This window comes from Natrialbaceae archaeon AArc-T1-2 (assembly GCF_030273315.1).
GTDB lineage: Archaea > Halobacteriota > Halobacteria > Halobacteriales > Natrialbaceae > Tc-Br11-E2g1.
The window spans coordinates 290,724-308,092 of record NZ_CP127174.1 but is presented as its reverse complement, the minus strand read 5'-3'; the positions used below and the strand labels follow the sequence as shown (position 1 = coordinate 308,092).

Genomic DNA, 17,369 nt, shown 5'->3' with positions numbered 1-17,369 from the left:
CCGACCCGTCGTCCGCCCCGGTCATGCTCCTTCGAGCAGGTCCGTCGCGGTACCGACCTCGACGTTTCGGTCGTCGATGTACGCGAGCAGATCCTCGAACGCCCGTTCGCTCGTACCGTCTGCGCCGATGTGCTCGAAGTGCAAAACGGCGAGCTGACCGTACTCGGCGGCGTAGTCGATGTACGCTTTCGTCTCGTCACCGCCGTCCCCGGCGAAGAACCCGACGTTGTGGGGATCCGTAAGCGGCATCGCGTTTGGCCCGCCGCCGAACCGGAAGGCCTGCTCGTGGTGCTCTCTGACGAAATCGATCGAGTTCGGTCCGAGTACGTTTCGCGGCGTGACGAAGTGTTTCGCACCGTCTTCGAACCCGCGGCTCTCGAGGAAGGACTTGTTCCGTCGGATCAGCGTTTCCTGTTCGTCGGGCGGATACGCATAGAGAAACTGCGCGCCCGTTCGGGGACGGGAAGCCATATCCCAGCCGGCGTCGTCCAGCTCGTGGAGCTGATCGATCGTGAGTCTGCCGTTGCGCGTCTCGCCGACGGCCTCGTGGATGACTGCCTCGACACCCGCATAGCCGTACTCCGTCATGAGGTCGAACGCGTGCGTGTAGTGGCTCTCGAGTGTCCCGTCGAACAGCAACACGACCCGTCCCGTCCCGGGGCGGCCGACCGCACGGAGGTCGTCGATCCGACAATCGATCGGACCGGTCAGGTCGCCGCGACGCCGGGCCGTCACCCGAATCTCGCGGACGTCGGCGAGATCGGGCTGGCCGTCGATCCGGCTAGTTCCGAAGTCGACGCGTACCCATCGATCGGTCGGTCCCGTGAGCGTCCGACGCATGACGTGTGTGGCACGCGAGTTCGGAGCGAACAACTCGAGCGTGAGCGTAAGCTGATCGCGGCCGGCGAAATTGACCGCGAGCGAGAGGTTCGCGTCGGTCAGATCCATCCCGCCGGTGATCGTCCTGTAGATGGCAGCGTACTCCGTCTCTTCGTCCGCCCTGAGACGGGCCGACTGCGATCCCGTGTACGAATCGTCCGTCTCGGCCTCGAGGTCGCCGGCGTCGATCATCGCGGTCCAGTCGTCGAGCGTCTCGAAGGCGTCGATCTGCTCTCCGGGGCGCTCCGAGTCGTCCGTGGTGTTATCTCCGTCGTCGCCCTCTGGGGAGGGCGACCGGGTTTCCGTCGGCTCACCGTCCCCACCGCGCCACTCGCGAACGCTCGAGAGACAGCCCGCAAGGCCGATCGTTCCGGTCGTTGCGACCGCAGATACGAACGATCGTCGGTTTCTGGTCGTCATCGGCCGCGTCGACGGACCGTTCGGTCTTTCTTATACGGCTCTTAGTACGGCCGCTCCGATTGGATGACCGCTGTCTTCCGGCCGGCACGAGACGAGGGACGCGGACGTGATGAACGGCCAGTTATACACGCGATAATAATCTGATCCGTCGAAAAACTCGCCGGGAGATGACTCTCGTCAGCGTAGTGATTCCGACGTACAACAGAGCGGCGACGCTCCCTCGTGCGATCGACAGCGCACTCCAGCAGACGGTAGACGACCTCGAGGTGATCGTCGTCGACGACGGCTCGACCGACGAGACCGAGGCCGTCCTCGAAACCTACGATGATCCGCGAGTTCGGCCGATCGTCCACGCGACGAACCGAGGGGCGAACGTCGCCCGGAACACGGGTATCGAACACGCACACGGCGAGTACGTCGCTTTCCTCGACTCCGACGACGAGTGGCACCCCGCGAAGCTCGAACGGCAACTCGCCGCCCTCGAGGGTCGTTCAGACGACTGGGTCGGCGTCTACTGTGACTCGGCTCACGAGCTGTCGGGAACGAGCGGAACGGTACGGTCGGTCGCCGCGTCCGTACTCGCCCGCGGTGACGCAGAACCGACGAGAGAAGGCGGCGACGAACTGGTCGGCGAGGTCCTCGCGGACAACGTTCAGCCGGGCGCTGGCTCGACGCTGCTCGTTCGGACGAGCGTCGCCAGGGAAGCCGGCGGCTTCGACGAGACGCTCGATCGATTCCAGGATCCGGAGTTTTGCCTTCGGGTGCTCGAGTACGGCAAACTCGCCTACGTCGACGAACCACTCGTCCGCCGTGCGGAGACTGGCCATCCGCCGGCGGACGTTATCGCGAACGCAAGCGAGCAGTATCTGACGGCGTACGAAGCGGACGTCGAGCGGTTCGAAGCGGCGGGCTACGATATCAGATCGACACACGAACTCATCCTCGCGAAGCGGTACTTCGCCGACGGACGGCTCGCTCGTGGGCTGTGGCACGCGCAAGCGGCGTCGGTGTCGCTGCGACACGTACCCGGCGTCTGTTGGGCCGTCGGCACTGGAATCCGACGTCGACCGCTCCCGGTCGTTGCGACGATCGCAATCCTCGCGGTCGTGGTTGTGGTGAGCTGGAGTACGCTCTCCCGTCGCATGCTCGCGGCTACGCCGACGTCGGTATCGTAGTTCGGATACGAAGGGCTCTGGTATCGGCGCGGTTTCGTCGCTCGAGCGAGCAGGTGGCGAATGCTGATACGCGATTCGACGATGCCGATAAACGATGGATAGGGGTGGGTGGGGAAGGGTGGATAGAGATCGGATTCGAACCTGACGTTGGGTTGGGTTGGTCTCTACCTGTCGACGGGATGGCTATCTCATCCGACAGACGCCGTCGGCACGACGGTCGTCCGTTCCCGCCAGATGAGTAATTCGGCGGTTACGGGATAGTTATACTGACGATAAACGGTTGCAACGCTCGATCAGTAGCTTCGACGTGACGTCGGCTGTCAGCGCCTCATCGTCACCACGCCACGGCGACGTCCTCGAGTGCCGTCTCCGGTCTCCGGGGCGCAGGTGAAACGGTTTCACGAATGCAACGACCTCACGAATTTAATGGATAGTGAGACCACCGTGATCGTATGAATGCCGTTCTGGCCCGGAACCTTCAGGGAATGTCGATCGTTGGAACTGACGGCACGACCGTTGGGACGCTATACGACGTCACGATGGACCGTGAATCTGGCAGACTCTGTGACCTCGTCGTCGATCCGGAACGCTCGTCGACGGGAGCGACAGAGACCGACGACGGTCGGGTCCGGATTCCCGTGAGTCGGGTCAAAACGATGGGCGATCAGATCGTCATCGACACCGACTCGACGGTGTAGAGGACACCCGTTCCGCTTCCCTGCAACGGTCTTGACGGATCGATAACTAACATCGACGACTGGACAGTCCCGACGATGAACGTTCGAGAGCTCTATCACACGGTCAAAGGAGTACAGGGACTCACGGAAACCGAGAGAGAGAGCCCGATCACGCGTCCGATCCGTCGTCGGCTCTGGCTCTGGCGTCGCGGGTTCTTGAGCCGGTCCGACGTTCTCTACGACCTCGAGGAGGATACCTACCGGGACTACGTGAGCGACTACCAGCGATACGTACGGACGAAACGGATCAACGGTACCTGGTCGGTCGCGCTGTCGAACAAACTCCTCTTTCATCGCGTGATGCAGCCGTTCGACGACCACCGAATGGCCGTCTACGGGATGGTTCGTGACGGCGCGTTTCATCCGGTCGACGAGCGAGGGTCCCGCCTGGAGATAGCCGACGGCGGTCCGACCGCTCTCGAGCCAGCCGGTGGCCGTTCCGAGCAGTCGTCTGACACGCGCAACGCCGCCCAGCGCGTCGTCGAACGGCTCGAAAACGAGCCGCGATTGGTTCTCAAGTGGACACACGGCGGCGGCGGAAACAACGTCCTTCTGTGTCGACGAACCGACGACGGCTATCGGGTAAACGGCGACCACTACACCGGAGGCGAGCTCCGGTCGCTGGTCTCGGACCTCGAAGAGTACCTCGTCTGCGAGTTCGTCGAACAGGGGTCGTTCGCGGCCGAGCTATATCCGTCGACGCCGAATACTGTTCGCGTCGTTACGATGTACGACGAGGCAGCCGGCGAGCCGTTCGTCGCCGCCGCGATTCACCGAATCGGAACGGAGCGATCCGCCCCGCTCGATAACTTCTCTCAGGGCGGGCTCTCCGCGCTCGTCGACCTCGGGACGGGCGATCTCGGTGCCGGTGGACAGCTACCGGACGCCGACAGTGACGACGTCACCTGGCATACGTCCCATCCCGACACCGGGACACCGATCGAGGGAACACGGATTCCCGGCTGGCGTCGAATCCGAGAGCGGCTGCTCGAGATCGCAGACGCCTGTTCGTTCGTTCCGTACGTCGGCTGGGATCTCATCGTCACCGACGATGGGTCGTTCACCGTCATCGAGGCGAACAGCTATCCCGGGCTCAAATCGATCCAGGTCCATGGGCCGTTGCTGACCGACGATCGCATCCGACGGTTCTACCAACGCCACGGCGTCCGGTGAACTCGCCGTCTCGCGTCGCTTTTCGGTACCAACGAACGGCCTCGACACCCGAACCAGCACGTCTGATAAATTAGAACGGAGTCGATTGCGAGTGTGGCAGTAACACAGTCACTCGGCGGTCGCTCGCAGCTCCCAGAGCTCGTCGAAGGTGATGACCTCCACGTCGGCGTCGTCTATGTGCTCGAGTAATGCCTCGTAGTCGTCCTCGGGCATCGTGTTATCCGCCTCGAACGTATGGAAGTTCAAGATCGTACACTGGTTGTGCTCCGCCGCGAGGTCGACACACCGTTTCGAAATCTCGAGGTCGTGGCCGATCGTCCGCGGAAGCACCAGCGGGTCGAAGCCGTAGACGCCCGTCGTGTTGACGTCGCCAGCCTGATTGAAGCCGCCGCAGTAGTGGTACTCGGCCGTGTACTCGAGACTCGTCCGGTCGAAGCTGTTGTGCGGGTAGACGATGTAGTTCGCCCCCTCGAAGTCGTTGTTGATGAACCACTGTTTGTCGCGCTCGAGGCGTGCCTCGATCCGTTCTTCGTCCTCGTACTCGTGAATCGGTTCGTGCGTACCGTGGACGACGATCTGATCTCCTTCGTCCTGTCGTTCCTGCAGCTCGGAGACCGACATGATCCCGTCTCGTCCCTGCTCCGTCCACCGGGGAACGGGTGCCTGTACCGTCCGGAATCCGTACTCGTCGTGTAACGGCGCGGCGGTCTCGTAGTAGTCACGAAAGCCGTCGTCCCAGGCCAGCATGACGTATCCCTGGTCGGGTGTGTCGTGGGTTCGCAGGTCGTCGACCCAGACTTCCGCCCCGTCCGTGGAGTGAAGCACCCGGATCTCGAGGCGATCGAGGTAATCCATCGCGGGTTCGTGCTCGTCTTCGTCGTAGACACCGGGGCTCGACCGGAACCAGCCGACGTCGGGCGTGCGGTACCTGATCTCGCGAAGCGAGTACACCCGTGCGCTCCCGAACTGGTCGACGACGCGAAGGTTGATCGTCACGTTGTGCGGGTTCGTCGTTCGCACCGCAATCGATAGATCGGTCGCCGTCAGATCCTCGCCCGTGAGACTGCGTTCTGCGACGATGGTCTCGTCACCGTCCGACTCGAGCTTGAGACTCTGCTCACCCGTGAAGACGACGTCCTCGTCCGGCTCGCCCGATCCCTGGACGATCTCCCAGGCGTCGAGGTCGCTGAAGTCGTCGAGGGACTCGCCCGGCTGGCCGTACTGTTCACGACTGTTGTACTCGGTCTCGAGCGGTGGCACGCCGTCGACGAGTGCCGCAGGGGTCGACTCATCGGACCCTGTCGAGTCGGATCCGGTCGCCGTCTCGTTGCCGTTTTGTCCGTTCGGTTCGTCAGCGCTCGACTCGAGTCCCACACAGCCCGCCATTCCGGCGATGCCGGCCGCACTCGACAGCGTGAGGAACGTCCGCCTCGTACGCTTTCGTGACATTGGCGAACCAACGGTATCGGCAGTGACACCATTATTATAGATTCGATAGTCGACGGATGACGGGGTATCGGTCGGCCATCGAGCCACCGCGGAAGCGATCACTCGAGGCTTACCCACGGCATAGTTATTGAGACGACCTCGGGACACTGGGTCGGTGAGAGCTACGTGAATTGCGCTCTGTCGATGACCGAATCCGTTATTCCCATCCATCAGACAGGCCCGCTGCGGGGTGATCGACACGTATGAACAGGGAACTCTTCGGCGTGTTCGGCGACGTCGAGGCGTTCGAACGGTTCCGATCGCGCGAGGAGTTCGACGCGGTGCTCGCCGGATCGACCGTCACGGTCGGACTCAGAGATCCCGACCTCGGCACGCCCGGCTGGAGCGCCTGCCACAGTGGCGACGCCGGTTGCTGTTGTATCTGGGGCGAGGTGTACGTGCCGGGTGACGACTCGAACGCGGCGCGGTGGCTCCTCGAGCAGTACGAGACAGATGGACGAAACGCGCTGGAACGGCTCAACGGGTCGTACCTGGCCGTACTCGACCACGAGGTGATCGGCGACGCGTTCGTCGTGACTGATCCGGTGCGTTCACGCGAGTGTTTCTATACTACCGACCCGGACGTTCGGATCTTCGGAACCGACGCCGCCGAAGTCGCTCGAACCATCACGAAGCCGACGTTCGATCGGGACGGAATCCTCGAGTTCCTGCATCTGGGGTTGATGCTGGGTGAGAAGACGGCCGTCACGGAGCTACGTCGGCTCCCGATCGACAGCCGTCTCACACCGACGTCGGTCGATTCGCTCGATCGGTTTCGGTATCAGCCGACCGAGTTCGATTACGTCGGCGAACTCGCCGACCGGCTCGAGCGCGCACTCGAACGTCGACGCTCACTGCCCGGCCGAAAGGGCGTGCTCCTGTCGGCGGGGTACGATTCACGAATCATCCTGTCACAGCTCCCCGAGATCGCACACAGTTACACCGTCGGATCGCCCGACGCACAGGAAGTCCGTGGCGCGAGGTGTCTCGCTTCCCAGTACGATACGGATCACACGGCCTTTTCGCCCGACGAGCGCTATCTCCGTCCCGACGAGTCGAAGGTTCGGTACTCACAGGGGATCAAAGAATCGTTGCACATCCACCACGCCGGCTACACGGACGAGATCGACGCCGAGACGATGTATCACGGACTCCTCTGTGATACGTTCTTTCGCGGCCACTTCACCGCAGCGGAGACGGTCGACGTCGTCGGCAAACGCGTTCCGACCGGACGACTCGATCCCGATCCGGATCCCGTCGAGACCCTCCTCGAGAAGTTCGGCTACAGTCGCGAGGCGAGTCTCGAGCTCGCCGACCGGACGTCGTTCGACGTCGATCCGGAAGCGTTCGTCAGCGAAGCGGTCGCCGACGAGTTCGACGCCAGGAAATCGCGGGCAAACGGCGCACAGAACGCGTTGAGCTGCTGTGGCATCGCCAACCAGCCGTCCGTACCGTTTCACACCCACTTGTCCGATCATTTCGTGACGTCGTTTCTGGCGACGGACCGCGAACTGATCGACTGGCACCTCCGAACGCCACCGGCACACCGGACGACGGAGACGTTCCTACGGGCGTGTGAGCTACTGGACAGCGACGTGTTGCGACACAGACCGCCCGATCGACCACACGACATGACGTTGCTCAACGAGATCGAGGGATTCTTTCGACGGAAGGTGCCGCTTCTTTCGTCGTTCGAACCGCCGTGGCCGGATCGGACGACGCTTTTCGACCGGTACGAGCTGGATCGACACTCGCTGGCCGACCTCGAGAACGTTCACGGCTTGCCAGCCCGACACAAGCTCCGAGTCATCGATCTTCGTTCCTGGGTTCAGTCCTGGGCAGCGTCACGAGTCAGATCACTCCCGTGGTTACAGCCTGAACACGACCCCACCGCCGAGTCGAAACGCCGTCCCGACTCGCTTCGAAACCCCTAGTCCCCTTCAAGCGTCGACTACGGAGGTGAACCGACCGCACAGTCAGATTCGGTTCTGCCGATCAGGCCCTGTGAACCACTACGATGGACGTCATTATCACTGTTGAAACCGACCCTACCGAGAGCTTATTTCGATCTGGATTGGTGAAACGTGTAAACCCTGCTCGGAATCGATAAACCGTGAGAATACTTATATACCACGGGGTTTTACCGCGGAATATGCGTCTGACGCCGTCGTGGTTTCGCTCTTCATCGGATACCTCAACAGAGCATTCCGGGGAGACCGAATCCACCGCAGAAGTGGCGATTTATTACACGTCGGTAGCCAGTTCAACGGGGGAGGGTGAACCGGACGACCGTCGAGTAACGGAGTTCGTTCCGGAGTCCGACGCCGAATTGTTGGCTCTCATAGACGAGATGAACACGCCCGTTACTGTCGACGAGATCGCCGATCAGCTAACCGAACCCGCACGACCGTCGATCGAAACGTGGGCTGGCGTACACGAACGACTGCACCAAAACCGACTACCGACGCTCGATGCGGCAGGTGACATCGAGTTCGACGACACGCAAGGGCTCGTCGACCGACCAACGGCGTATCCGGTCGAAGGTGAGTTGCGCTCGACGGCTGCGGTCGGATCGATTTCGATCGCCGCACTATTCGTCCTCATCGCGCTCGTGTCGGCGTCCGCACTGACCGCACTGGCGGTCACGCTGATTACGACCACGTTCGCCGTCTGGTTCGTCCCGAGTTTCGTGTAGCGGCTCTCATCGGAAGGTTCGGCTAAGGGTAAGCACCGTAAACAGCAACAGGATAACTGCGCTGAGTCCGATCCCGGAGAGGACCGAGACGAACGGCAGTTCAATCACTGCCCCGAGCAAGATTACATAACAGAAGACCGTCGCACCGAGGTAGTAATCGTCCCATCCCGTCTCATCGGAGCGTTCTCGGTCGTCCGATTCGTCGGTCGGTTCTACCTCGAGATAGGTATCGAACTGATCCGCACGCGGCTTTCGTTCGATGATCCCACGGTCTTGCTGGTAGTCGATCACACCTACCTCGTCGAGCTTCGAGAGATGAGACTGATACAGCGGAATGTAAACGCGCTGGCGTTGCTTCGACGTGAGCTTTTCGACGGTCGTATCGTGTTCCCACGCCGCGACTTGTTCGGCGACGTCGCGCATGCGGACGGGCCCGTCAGTGTCCCGTAGGTACCGAAGAACCATTCGACGGCGTTCGTTTTGCAGGAGGTGGAAGATTTCGTCCTTCGAAATTACCGACTCGTCGGATGGACACCCAGCGTCGTCTTCCGCTCCCCGGCTATCCTGTTCTTCGGGACTGACATGAGTCGATTTCATTGCGTCAGTCTTCCCTAATCAGAAGGTGGTAATAAAGGATTGAAACCGTACATTGGTGAACAGTACCGTTTTGGTATCTTCACAGGCCCGTCGGACGTTTTTTATATTTTCTAAACCGGAATCTCTGCCCATATAGGCTCTGTATGGCGAATATCTCGAAACCAGTTATCTCTTTGTTACGCAGGTATAGACATAGACACTTGTGAATACTAGCTCTGGATTCAACTCCGTTTCTATTTCTGGGACAGTTCAAAACTGACGGAAGGTACTTAAGCGAATTCAGTATCAGGCTTATTATACTATGGTGCAAGACATCCGTCACACTGACCCCTGAGTTCGACCCTTACTGGGGCGATAATAAACCGTCGCCGCCGCGCAGTGACGCCGAAATGAGCGACACACACTGGTGGTTTCTCGATCAGGCAGCCGTCATCGCGATCACCGGCGTCCTCACGTTCGGCGTGTTCGCCGGAGCGAGCGGAGTCACGCGAATAGTGTTGACAGCCCCTCTCGTTCTCTTTCTGCCCGGGTATGCGCTCGTCTCGGCTCTCTTTCCGGACGAACCAAACGACGACTACCAGTCGTTCGACGAGGGGAAAACCGGACTCGTCAATCCGCTGCTCGTAAGCGGCGGACTCGAGCCGGTCGAACGGTTCATCCTATCAATCGTATTTAGTGTTTCCCTCGTTCCGGCGATCACCCTTTTCTCGGGTGTTACCCCCTGGGGTTTGACGGTCAAGACGGTACTTTCCGGGCTTGCAGTCCTCACCGTCATCCTTGCACTCGTCGCGATCAGCTCTCGATACCGATGCTCGCCCGATCAGCGGTTCACTCCCTCGGTTTCGGTCCCGTCGGTCACTCGGTCACGGTCGACGCTTTACGAACGGACGAACCGACGCCCATACTCCGTGGCGGTGGCGATCGGAGTGGGTTTGCTGGTCGCAAGCGCCGGGTTCGCCGTTGCCAACCCACCACAGCACGACGGGTTCACCGAGTTCTCGGTCGAAACCGAAAACGTGACCGGCGAGACCGAGACGATGTACGAATCGACGTACGACGTCGGAGAGTCCCGCGAGCTAGAGACAACGATCTCGAACCACGAACACGAGGAACGGACGTACACGACCGTCGTCCTGCTCGAGCGAGTAAGCTACGGCGACGACGAGGTAACGGTTCAGGAGGCGGACGAGCTAGAGAGAAAGACGACAACGGTTCCCGACGGCACGACGCATCGGCAAACCCTCGAAGTCACCCCGACGATGGAAGGCGAACAGCTCCGGCTGACGCTGTTGCTCTACGACGACGAGCCGCCGGAAGAGCCCACAGCCGAGAACGCCTACCGCGTCGTTTCGCTCCCGATCGAGGCGACGTAGATGTGGCCTTGGGAACACCTCGCGGTCGCGTACGTCCTCTACTCGCTGATCACGAACGTCGTCGTCCGTGAGTCGCCGTCGGCTCACGAAACGGTTGCCGTCGTCCTCGGTTCCCAGCTTCCGGACCTCGTCGACAAGCCGCTTGCCTGGATGGCTGGGATCACAGAGACCGGTTACGCCATCGGGTACTCGATATTCGTCGCTCCGTTCGTCTGGCTCGTCGCGTACGGTATCGCCCGGCGACGTCGTTCGCCTCGCCTCGCGGGTGCGTTCTCGCTCGCGTACCTCTCACACCTCGTGACGGACGTGCGCAACCCGTTGCGCATGGGACGCGAGCCCGAGCTACGCGTCGTTCCCTAGCCCGTCACGTCGCCGCCAGCGAGCGATCACGGCGGGTTCGTCGATCACTTCGTCGTGTATGCCCGCCGGCACGTCGCCCACCTCATCAACGGCGGGGTGACGACCGACGTCGCGTTTCAGCTCGTGCTCGGAACGGCCGTCCTCGTTCTCTGGCTGTTCGACGGCGCACCGGTCGCCAGTGACGCCTGGCGATTCGTTCGCAACCGAGTTCGGTGATCCCGCCGGATCCGCCGGTAGCCGCCTCGAGATCGTCCGAGCGATCGTCGACGGTATAGCAAGGCTTTCGGCCGTCGCCGTTCACTCGAGACCATGAACTTCTTCGATCGACTCCACGACCGCATCCGGACGGTCGACAGCGTCGTCTCGGTCGGACTCGATCCCGATCTGGATCGCATTCCAGAGCACTTACACGACCACGACCTCCCGCGGTGGGCGTTCAACCGCCGGATCATCGACGCGACCCACGAACACGCCGCCGTCTACAAGCCAAACGCCGCCTTCTACGAGGGGCCAGACGGCTGGGCTTCCCTCGAGGAAACGATCGCCTACGCCCACGGCAAGGACGTGCCCGTCCTGTTAGACGCCAAGCGGGCGGACATCGGGAACACGGCCCGCCAGTACGCGACGGCCTTAGAGACCGCCGACGCGATCACCGTCAACCCCTACATGGGTCGGGACTCCCTGCAGCCGTTTCTCGCAGACGAGACCGCAGGCGTCTTTATCCTCTGTCGGACCTCGAACCCGGGTGGGGCCGACCTGCAAGATCTCGAACTCGCCTCGGGCGAACCCCTCTACAAGCGCGTGGCGGCACTCGCGGAGCTGTGGAACGAGAACGACAACGTCGGGCTCGTCGTCGGTGCGACCGGACCCGAGGAACTCGAGGAACTGCGCGAGGAGGTGCCCGACCTTCCCTTCCTCGTCCCGGGTGTAGGTGCACAGGGAGGTGATGTCGAGGCTGCCGTCGAGTACGGGCTGGCAGACGGCGTCGGGCTGGTAAATTCCTCGCGGGGGATCATCTTCGCCGGCGAAGACCAGGGCGAGGAGTTCGCACAGGCGTCGAGCCAGGCCGCGAAGCGACTCAAGAAGCGGTTAAACCAGTACAGATAACGACCTCGAGGTACCGTCGTTTGTTCATCGGACTGTCGTTTACATCGCGCTCACGAGAGACTGTGCCGGAACAGCACCCGTCGACGAAAGAGACCATAAAACTCATTACTATATATTAGGATATAGAGACATGAAGCGTCGGAAGCTACTAGCAATTACCGCACCGTCTGCTGTTTGTGTGTGTGCAGGTTGTATTGGAAATGGCGACGACGATGCTGATAGCACTGAAACCGATGGTGGTATGACTGGGACTGCCGGGAACCAAGACGAAGATCGTACTGATACAGACCGCGAAATCACCCTGATAGAGCCTGATGCTCTCCCCGGAGAAGGGTGGGGTGACAATTTCGTTTGGGGATATCACACGGATGCTGACGAGGAAGTCATCTACGAGCAAACGCTACATAGGGAGCGGTGGATACTGGTAGTTTCCTCTATATTTCGATACGAAACTGAAGAAGAAGCCACGGTCGGGGAGGATCTGCGTCCGGACTGGCAAGAAGTCCGGGATGTCGACATCGCTGATGGAGGGATCGGCCTGTACGATAGCGACCGTATCGAGTTCGAAGAGGCCGCCGATGTGAGATTTCGGAGTGGCTCTGATGTGGGAAACGTAATCATTCGTTTTGAATCGGGCCAACCAACCGACGACGCCCCCATCGAGGCGACTATCTCCCAGGCAGAAGAGCTTGCTCACGGAATGTACATTTATTGATAATACTAGTCCTCGTACGGCGGCTCTTGATAGAAGAAATTGGGTGTGGTGATAGTATCGTCGTACGTCGTATGGAATATGTGGGTCGTCGCCGGTGACATCGGCGGGATGAGCCACGACCAGTCGCCGGTCACCTCCCGGCCCACCTTCGCTTCGCGGCGTTCGAACGCCTCGAACTGCTCGGCGGCCGTGTGGTGGTCGACGATCTTCACCCCGTCGCGCTCGAAGGAGTGCAACACCGCCCGGTTCAGCTCCACGAGGGCCTCGTCCTTCCAGAGTTCGCGGTTCCGGTCCGTGTCCAGTCCGAGGCCCTCGGCCACCTCGGGCAACACGTCGTAGCGATCCTCGTCGGCGAAGTTCCGCGCGGCGATCTCGGTCGCCATGTACCAGCCGTTGAAGGGTGCAGCCGTATACTGGAGGCCGCCGATCGCTAAGCGCATGTTCGAGACGACGGGGACGGCGTACCACTGCAGTCCGAGGTCGTCGAACCAGTCGTAGTCGGGATGTGCGATCGGGACCTCGAGGACGAGGTCGTCGGGCACCTCGAACAGTTCCGGCTCGTGATCGCGCATCTGGATAGCGAGCGGGAGCACGTCGTAGTCGGTGCCCTCCCCCTCCCAGCCACGCGACCGACAGTAGTTCGTGAACGCGAGTTCGTCCGGGTCGCCGACGGTCCCGTCGTCGGTCTCGTAGCCGGCGTACCTGATCAGCTCGTAGTTCCAGATCCGGACCTGCCGTTCGCCACGGACCATCGGCTCGAACAGCGTGATCGTCGGTCGAATGTCGCCGTCGTTGGTGGCGTACTCGAGGTGGTGACAGAGCGCGTCGAAGACGCCTTCGGCGGTGTCGCGGTCGCGGGCGTCGATCACGTCGAGGGCCTCCCAGAACAGCCGGCCGATACAGCGGTTGCTGTTGCGCCAGGCCATCCGCGCGCCGTGTTCGATCTCGTCGTACGTGTGTTCGTAGTGGCCCGTCTCCTCGATCGACGCGCGGATCTCCGCCAGGCGGTCGTCGATCTCGTCCTCTCGCTCGAGTTCGGCGTAGCACTGCCGGACGAACGATTCGGCCGCCTCGTAGAGGTCGTCCGGGTCGTACTCCGGCACGGGCGCGTGCATGTTCAGATCGGAGGCTTGGACGCGTTTAGCGTCGTCGGTCGTGTACGTTCGTGCCCGTTTCTCGACGCGAGACGCTGGAATCGGCCACGTTCTCTTCGACCCCGGCTCGCGCGGTCGCTACTCGCATTCCGTCTCGACTACTCGTCCCGCGATCCGTCCGTCGACGATCCGGCCGACGATCTCGATCGCGACTGGCTCGTCGGGCGGGCGCTCCTCGAGTCGGTCAAGTCCCTCGACGACGGCGACGTCCATCGGGCTGGCGTCGTTGGGATGGTCGGCGACGAGACGGCCGTCTTCCTCCTCGAGGGTGAGACAGAACGTCTCGCCGATAGCGATCGACTCGCCCAAGAGGTCACGGATCGAGGTCATCTCGTCAGAATCGGTGGACGTCGGTCTCGTCCGACCCCCGGCCCGGTCGCGCCTGTGCAGCACAGTCGGCACAGAGCCCGAGGCTTCGCTCGTAGTGCTGTTCGCAGGCCAGGGTCCCGCAGTTGTCACACCGCTCGACGGCAGGTTGGGACTCACAGATCTGACAGAGGCCGCTGACGCTCATACGACCGATACGGGCTCGAGGTGCTTGAAACCGGTCCCGGCAGAGCCGGTTACAGCGGTAGCGAGGCGAAAGCCCACCGGCTTCAGCCGTGTGGAGGATTCAAGCGTCCGCCGTCTGGAGCAGAGCGTCTACGTCCCGAGCGAGCAGGTCGGCGTACGTTCGTCGAAGCTCGCAGGCGTCCGTCGGTCCGACGTGTTCGCGTCCGGCGATTCGATCCGTGATCGGCTCGTAGTCGGCGACCGAAAACCCCATTCGGTCGAGGTAGTTTCGCACGTTCTGTGAGGCGAGTCCGTCGATTATCGCCTCGTCTGCGAGGCCACAGACGGCGTCGAACTCGGGAAGGGCGATCCCGTCTTCGGTCACTGCGCCGTTCTCGCCGGCGACGGAGACGTTCGTGTGATGGAGGCGTTCCATCACTGCCTCGAGGTCCGCGACGAGCCGGAGGATCTCGCTCGGGACGGTGGCGTCGGGCGAGCGCCACTCGACGGTCGGGAACTCCTGGCGAAGCCTGACCGGTGTCCAGACGACGTCGTCGGGAGTGAACCGCTCGTCGACGCGTTCTTCGTCGATCCCTTCGGTCACCGCCGCGTCCTTGAACTCCTCGTAGCGGCGCTCGAGGCGGCGGTTCCACTGACCGACGTTGTCGGCGTACTCCCAAAGCTGGCCGTGTTTCGGGAACTGTTCGTAACACTTCCGCCGGTAGACGTACGCGCGGGCGCTACTGGCGATCGGCCGCCCCTCGAAGTACGGCGACGAGTTACAGAGCGCCAGCGCGGGGTCGAGGGCGATGAGTACGTTCAGCTGATCGACCACGTTTCGCTTCTCGACGTGGACGTGCGTGCCGGCGCAGTACTTGGCGTAGCCGAAGTTTTCGCCGAGGACGCACTCCTGGATGTGGCTTCGTTCGCCCGGGTGTTGATCGATCGGGCCGCAGTTGATCGGCGTGCCGAGCGGAACGAGTCCCTTTCCACAGCGGTCGGCTTCGGCCAACACGTTGGCGAGTTCGCCGACGAACTCGCGTTTGAGCTCGGCCATCGTCTCGCAGGGTGGGGTCTTCAACTCGAACAACGGCCCGACGAACTCCTCCTCGACGTTGTCCGAGACGTCGACGAGAGGTCCCGGTTCGGTGAGTTCCCCGGATTCGTCGACGACCCAATACTCTACTTCGATGCTTGTTTGCATGATATGGGTTGGTGACGCCACCCTTCCGGTCGCCGTGATGCCTGTCGCTAAAACGTCCTCGACGGCAGTGAGCGCGACGATCGACGGACGAGACCGGTATCGGGAAGGCCACTCCCGGGTAGGGACGGTTCGTGGGTAGCCGCCGCGCTTGCGTTCGCCTGCAGTACTTGCCCGAAGTCGGAGGTCCTCGCAATCGACGTGATCACGGTCGTGATAGTCAGTATCGACCGGAAACAGGCGTTTCAACCACAGGACTGACTAGGCCTGTATGCCGATTCGACCGCCGACGGAGGAGGACTTACACGAACTGGCTGCGTCGCTGTATCTCGACCTCACCGACGACGAGGCTGCGTTCTTCGCCGAGATGGCACGCGAACGCGTCGACGCCTACGAGACGGTCCGGTCGTACGACCTCGAGCCGAAACTCGGCGGACGCAAACCGCGCGAACGAACTGGCGGGAGACGACCCTCTGACGAGGAAGATCCGCACAACGCGTGGGTGACGAAGTGTCGCGTCGCCGGCGACGACGACGGTGAACTCGCGGGATGGGAGATAGCGCTCAAGGACAACGTCTGCGTTGCCGGCGTCGAGATGACCTGTGGCTCGCAGGTACTCGAGGGGTACGTCCCGAACGTCGACGCGACGATCGTCACGCGATTGCTCGAGGCAGGGGTGGACGTCGTCGGCAAGACGAATATGGACGACATGGCGATGACGACCTCGGGCTACAGCACCGTCGGCCCGATCAGAAACCCCCGCGATACGGCGCACACGGCGGGCGGTTCGAGCGGCGGGAGCGCAGCCGTCGTCGCCGCCGGGGAGGTCGACGCCGCGATCGGCTCCGATCAGGGCGGCAGCGTTCGCATTCCCGCCGCGCTGTGTGGCGTCGTCGGGCACAAACCGACCTACGAGCTCGTCCCGTACACGGGCTGTGTCGGCCTCGAGCACGCGATCGATCACCCCGGTCCGATGGGGCCAGACGTCGAGACCGTCTCCCGCGTCCTCTCGACGATCGCGGGCAGCAACGAACGCGATCTCCGGAGCCACGCGCCGGTTCCCGTCGATCGATACGAGGAGATGCTCGACGGCGACGTCTCGGATCTCACGATCGGCGTGTTGACCGAGGGGTTCGACAAACCCGAGGCCGATGAGGCCGTACTCGAGGAGGTCCGGACGTCGATCGACCAGCTCGAGGCACTCGGTGCGACACTCGAGGACGTATCGGTGCCGATGCACGCCGACGCGAAGGCGATCCACAAGGTCTGTTCGGCCGAGGGGTTGCTCGACGCGATGATCGGCGAGGGACTGGGCCACGGCTTCAAAGCGTGGTACAACACGTCCTGGATCGACGCCTTCGGGAAATTTCGGCGAGCGCAGGCAGACGACTTTCCGGCGCGGCTCAAACTGTCGTTACTGATGGGTGCGTACGCCAACCGGGCCTACCACTCGCGGTACTACGCCGACGGGATGAACCTCGTCGTCGAGCTGACCGAGCGATACGACGACTGCCTCGAGACGTGTGATCTGCTCGCGATGCCGACGACGGTTGTGACCGCACCGGAACTCGACCCCGAGCAAGATCAGTTCGACCGGCTGCGAGAGACCGGCATCGTCGCCAACACCACCGCGTTCAACCGGACCGGCCACCCCGCGATCAGCGTCCCCGCCGGCGAGGTCGACGGCCTCCCCGTCGGCGTACAGCTCGTCGGCGCTCGCTTCGACGACGCGACGGTCCTGAACGGCGCGTACGCACTCGAGCGGTCTCGAAACGGTGACTTATGTTAGCATTCCACGAGAAG

The 17,369-nt window shown here is 62.2% G+C and carries 18 protein-coding genes; 11 read left to right on the top strand and 7 right to left on the bottom strand.

Translation table 11 applies throughout. The features are described 5' to 3' along the window. Positions 1–21: 21 nt before the first annotated feature. Entirely contained in the window at positions 22–1,299 is a 1,278-nt protein-coding gene (locus QQ977_RS01485) for a polysaccharide deacetylase family protein (protein WP_285927120.1), read from the bottom strand. A gap of 167 nt (positions 1,300–1,466) precedes the next feature. Here QQ977_RS01485 and QQ977_RS01480 point away from each other — a divergent pair, with 167 nt between their 5' ends. The 3 genes from QQ977_RS01480 (at position 1,467) to QQ977_RS01470 (ending at position 4,384) form a co-directional block, all read left to right on the top strand. Next, positions 1,467–2,474 carry a glycosyltransferase family 2 protein gene (locus QQ977_RS01480; protein ID WP_285927118.1) on the top strand — a complete coding sequence of 336 codons (1,008 nt, stop codon included), beginning with the start codon at positions 1,467–1,469 and terminating at the stop codon, positions 2,472–2,474. A gap of 452 nt (positions 2,475–2,926) precedes the next feature. Continuing rightward, positions 2,927–3,172, top strand: coding sequence for a PRC-barrel domain-containing protein (locus QQ977_RS01475; protein ID WP_285927116.1), 246 nt, complete (start codon positions 2,927–2,929; stop codon positions 3,170–3,172). A gap of 75 nt (positions 3,173–3,247) precedes the next feature. Continuing rightward, positions 3,248–4,384, top strand: a complete 1,137-nt coding sequence (locus QQ977_RS01470) for a sugar-transfer associated ATP-grasp domain-containing protein (protein ID WP_285927114.1) — start codon at positions 3,248–3,250, stop codon at positions 4,382–4,384. Positions 4,385–4,492: 108 nt separating this feature from the next. On the opposite strand, the gene QQ977_RS01465 is transcribed toward QQ977_RS01470, so the two are convergent. Further along, positions 4,493–5,833: a polysaccharide deacetylase family protein gene (locus QQ977_RS01465; protein WP_285927113.1), complete on the bottom strand. Its 1,341-nt coding sequence runs from the start codon at positions 5,831–5,833 to the stop codon at positions 4,493–4,495. Between the two features lie 242 nt (positions 5,834–6,075). Between QQ977_RS01465 and QQ977_RS01460 the strand changes: the two genes are divergently transcribed. After that, positions 6,076–7,806, top strand: a complete 1,731-nt coding sequence (locus tag QQ977_RS01460; RefSeq protein ID WP_285927112.1) for an asparagine synthase-related protein — start codon at positions 6,076–6,078, stop codon at positions 7,804–7,806. Positions 7,807–8,204: 398 nt separating this feature from the next. Continuing rightward, positions 8,205–8,567: a hypothetical protein gene (locus QQ977_RS01455; protein WP_285927111.1), complete on the top strand. Its 363-nt coding sequence runs from the start codon at positions 8,205–8,207 to the stop codon at positions 8,565–8,567. Between the two features lie 6 nt (positions 8,568–8,573). Here the strand turns inward: QQ977_RS01455 and QQ977_RS01450 are convergent, their stop codons facing one another. Beyond that, the gene (locus QQ977_RS01450) at positions 8,574–9,164 is read right to left on the bottom strand and encodes a DUF7344 domain-containing protein (protein WP_285927110.1); all 591 of its coding nucleotides are present in this window, start codon (positions 9,162–9,164) and stop codon (positions 8,574–8,576) included. A 389-nt stretch (positions 9,165–9,553) separates the two neighbouring features. Between QQ977_RS01450 and QQ977_RS01445 the strand changes: the two genes are divergently transcribed. From QQ977_RS01445 to QQ977_RS01425, 5 genes are all read left to right on the top strand, one after another. Further along, entirely contained in the window at positions 9,554–10,537 is a 984-nt protein-coding gene (locus QQ977_RS01445) for a DUF1616 domain-containing protein (protein WP_285927109.1), read from the top strand. After that, complete coding sequence (locus tag QQ977_RS01440; RefSeq protein WP_285927108.1) at positions 10,538–10,897, top strand: metal-dependent hydrolase; 360 nt, start codon at positions 10,538–10,540, stop codon at positions 10,895–10,897. It begins immediately after the preceding gene. 54 nt (positions 10,898–10,951) lie between these two features. Beyond that, complete coding sequence (locus QQ977_RS01435; protein ID WP_285927106.1) at positions 10,952–11,113, top strand: hypothetical protein; 162 nt, start codon at positions 10,952–10,954, stop codon at positions 11,111–11,113. A 93-nt stretch (positions 11,114–11,206) separates the two neighbouring features. Beyond that, the gene (gene pyrF, locus QQ977_RS01430) at positions 11,207–12,004 is read left to right on the top strand and encodes an orotidine-5'-phosphate decarboxylase (protein ID WP_285927105.1); all 798 of its coding nucleotides are present in this window, start codon (positions 11,207–11,209) and stop codon (positions 12,002–12,004) included. A gap of 241 nt (positions 12,005–12,245) precedes the next feature. Then, positions 12,246–12,719 carry a hypothetical protein gene (locus tag QQ977_RS01425; protein WP_285927104.1) on the top strand — a complete coding sequence of 158 codons (474 nt, stop codon included), beginning with the start codon at positions 12,246–12,248 and terminating at the stop codon, positions 12,717–12,719. Between the two features lie 5 nt (positions 12,720–12,724). On the opposite strand, the gene QQ977_RS01420 is transcribed toward QQ977_RS01425, so the two are convergent. The 4 genes from QQ977_RS01420 to QQ977_RS01405 all read right to left on the bottom strand — a co-directional run bounded on the left by QQ977_RS01420 (position 12,725) and on the right by QQ977_RS01405 (position 15,569). Beyond that, positions 12,725–13,834: a nitric oxide synthase oxygenase gene (locus tag QQ977_RS01420; RefSeq protein ID WP_285927103.1), complete on the bottom strand. Its 1,110-nt coding sequence runs from the start codon at positions 13,832–13,834 to the stop codon at positions 12,725–12,727. Between the two features lie 117 nt (positions 13,835–13,951). Continuing rightward, positions 13,952–14,203 (bottom strand): hypothetical protein, encoded by a 252-nt coding sequence (locus tag QQ977_RS01415; protein ID WP_285927102.1) that lies wholly within the window; start codon positions 14,201–14,203, stop codon positions 13,952–13,954. Between the two features lie 4 nt (positions 14,204–14,207). Further along, positions 14,208–14,387 (bottom strand): hypothetical protein, encoded by a 180-nt coding sequence (locus QQ977_RS01410; protein ID WP_285927100.1) that lies wholly within the window; start codon positions 14,385–14,387, stop codon positions 14,208–14,210. Between the two features lie 99 nt (positions 14,388–14,486). Next, complete coding sequence (locus QQ977_RS01405; protein WP_285927099.1) at positions 14,487–15,569, bottom strand: glutamate-cysteine ligase family protein; 1,083 nt, start codon at positions 15,567–15,569, stop codon at positions 14,487–14,489. Positions 15,570–15,837: 268 nt separating this feature from the next. On the opposite strand from QQ977_RS01405, the gene QQ977_RS01400 reads away from it, so the two are divergent. Further along, positions 15,838–17,355 (top strand): amidase, encoded by a 1,518-nt coding sequence (locus QQ977_RS01400; protein WP_285927096.1) that lies wholly within the window; start codon positions 15,838–15,840, stop codon positions 17,353–17,355. The last annotated feature ends 14 nt before the right edge of the window (positions 17,356–17,369 follow it).